Genomic DNA, 2,597 nt, shown 5'->3' with positions numbered 1-2,597 from the left:
CATAAAAAAACCCTTCATCAAATAATGATGAAGGGTTCAAAAGAAAGGCGGCGACATACTCTCCCACAAATAGCAGTACCATCTGCGCTAACGGGCTTAACTTCTCTGTTCGGAATGGGAAGAGGTGAGCCCCGTTGCCATAACCACCTTAAGTCTTTAAGCAGATATTAGATCTTAGATCGCCTTTAGGCTATTGGATTTTAGGGTATTCCCTAAAAATTCCTATCTAATATCACACTTCTAATAACGTTGACATATTTAAGAAACAAAAAATATAGAATCCTGCGGTAAAAGCATTCAAGTGCCCCCCTCCCTTACGGGAGGCGGGCATCGCATCAAGCTTTACGGATTATTAGTACCACTCGGCTATGACATTGCTGCCTTTACACCTGTGGCCTATCAACGTGGTCGTCTCCCACGGTCCTTTAAAGAAATCTCATCTTGTGGTGGGTTTCGCGCTTATATGCTTTCAGCGCTTATCCCTTCCCAACGTAGCTACCCAGCAATGCTCCTGGCGGAACAACTGGTGCACCAGAGGTTGGTCCAATCCGGTCCTCTCGTACTAGGATCAGGTCCACTCAAATTTCTAACGCCCACTACAGATAGAGACCGAACTGTCTCACGACGTTCTGAACCCAGCTCGCGTGCCACTTTAATGGGCGAACAGCCCAACCCTTGGGACCTTCTCCAGCCCCAGGATGTGACGAGCCGACATCGAGGTGCCAAACCCCCCCGTCGATGTGAGCTCTTGGGGGAGATCAGCCTGTTATCCCCGGCGTACCTTTTATCCTTTGAGCGATGACCCTTCCATGCGGTGTCACCGGATCACTATGCTCTACTTTCGTACCTGATCGACCTGTATGTCTCTCAGTCAAGCTCCCTTTTGCCATTGCACTCTACGCACGGTTACCAAGCGTGCTGAGGGAACCTTTAGAAGCCTCCGTTACTCTTTTGGAGGCGACCACCCCAGTCAAACTACCCACCAAGCACTGTCCCTCATCAAATGAGGTTAGGCTCCGAACAAGTAAAGGGTGGTATTTCAACAATGACTCCACGATACCTGGCGATACCGCTTCAATGTCTCCCACCTATCCTACACATCACTTGTCCAAAGTCAATACTAAGCTATAGTAAAGGTGCACGGGGTCTTTTCGTCCCGTAGCGGGTAATCGGCATCTTCACCGATACTACAATTTCACCGAGCTCATGGCTGAGACAGTGTCCAGATCGTTGCACCATTCGTGCAGGTCGGAACTTACCCGACAAGGAATTTCGCTACCTTAGGACCGTTATAGTTACGGCCGCCGTTTACTGGGGCTTCAATTCAATGCGTCGCCGAAGCTAACATCTCCTCTTAACCTTCCAGCACCGGGCAGGTGTCAGGCCCTATACATCATCTTTCGATTTAGCAGAGCCCTGTGTTTTTGATAAACAGTCGCCTGGACCTCTTCACTGCGGCCCCGCCGAAGCGGGGCGACCCTTCTCCCGAAGTTACGGGCCCATTTTGCCTAGTTCCTTAGCCATGAATCTCTCGAGCACCTTAGAATTCTCATCCCAACTACCTGTGTCGGTTTACGGTACGGGTTGCCTCCACTCGCTTTTCTTGGAAGTCGATTCGCTGGATTATCACGCCGGCCGAAGCTTTTGTGTACTATCGGGGTGTTACCACTCCCTTCAACGTGCTATTCCGTCAGCACGCACCAACTGTTCGCCTCCGTCCGCTTTAGCGTGGGGCAAGTACAGAAATATTAATCTGTTGTCCATCGACTACCCCTTTCGGGTTCGCCTTAGGTCCCGACTAACCCCCAGCTGATTAGCATAGCTGGGGAAACCTTAGTCTTTCGGTGTGCGGGTTTCTCGCCCGCATTATCGTTACTTATGCCTACATTTTCTTTTGTAACCAATCCAGCATACCTCGCAGTACACCTTCATCTCTGTTACAATGCTCCCCTACCACTCCATATCTAAATATGAAATCCATAGCTTCGGTAATATGTTTATGCCCGATTATTATCCATGCCGGACCGCTCGACTAGTGAGCTGTTACGCACTCTTTAAATGAATGGCTGCTTCCAAGCCAACATCCTAGCTGTCTGGGCAGTCCAACCGCGTTTCTTCAACTTAACATATATTTGGGGACCTTAGCTGATGGTCTGGGTTCTTTCCCTCTCGGACACGGACCTTAGCACCCATGCCCTCACTGATATAAAACATTTTATAGCATTCGGAGTTTGTCAGGAATTGGTAGGCGGTGAAGCCCCCGCATCCAATCAGTAGCTCTACCTCTATAAAACTATTATACCGCTGCACCTAAATGCATTTCGGGGAGTACGAGCTATTTCCGAGTTTGATTGGCCTTTCACCCCTACCCTCAGGTCATCCCAAGACTTTTCAACGTCAACGGGTTCGGTCCTCCACTATGTGTTACCACAGCTTCAACCTGCCCAAGGGTAGATCACACGGTTTCGCGTCTACCATTACCAACTTAAAACGCCCTATTAAGACTCGCTTTCGCTACGGCTCCACAGCTGAACTGCTTAACCTTGCTGGAAACGGTAACTCGTAGGCTCATTATGCAAAAGGCACGCCGTCACCCC

At 49.6% G+C, this 2,597-nt stretch carries 2 rRNA genes; both read right to left on the bottom strand.

The annotated features are described in order from the left end of the window. Positions 1–42 precede the first annotated feature (42 nt). Positions 43–151: ribosomal RNA gene (gene rrf, locus LB465_RS17965) — 5S ribosomal RNA — on the bottom strand. Positions 152–331: 180 nt separating this feature from the next. Then, positions 332–2,597, bottom strand: a 23S ribosomal RNA gene (locus tag LB465_RS17960); the annotation flags it as partial.

Origin of the sequence: Salegentibacter lacus (genome assembly GCF_020164555.1) — a bacterium.
Lineage (GTDB): Bacteria > Bacteroidota > Bacteroidia > Flavobacteriales > Flavobacteriaceae > Salegentibacter > Salegentibacter lacus.
Note: the sequence above shows the minus strand (reverse complement) of the source record. Positions and strands in the feature narration are given on the sequence as shown.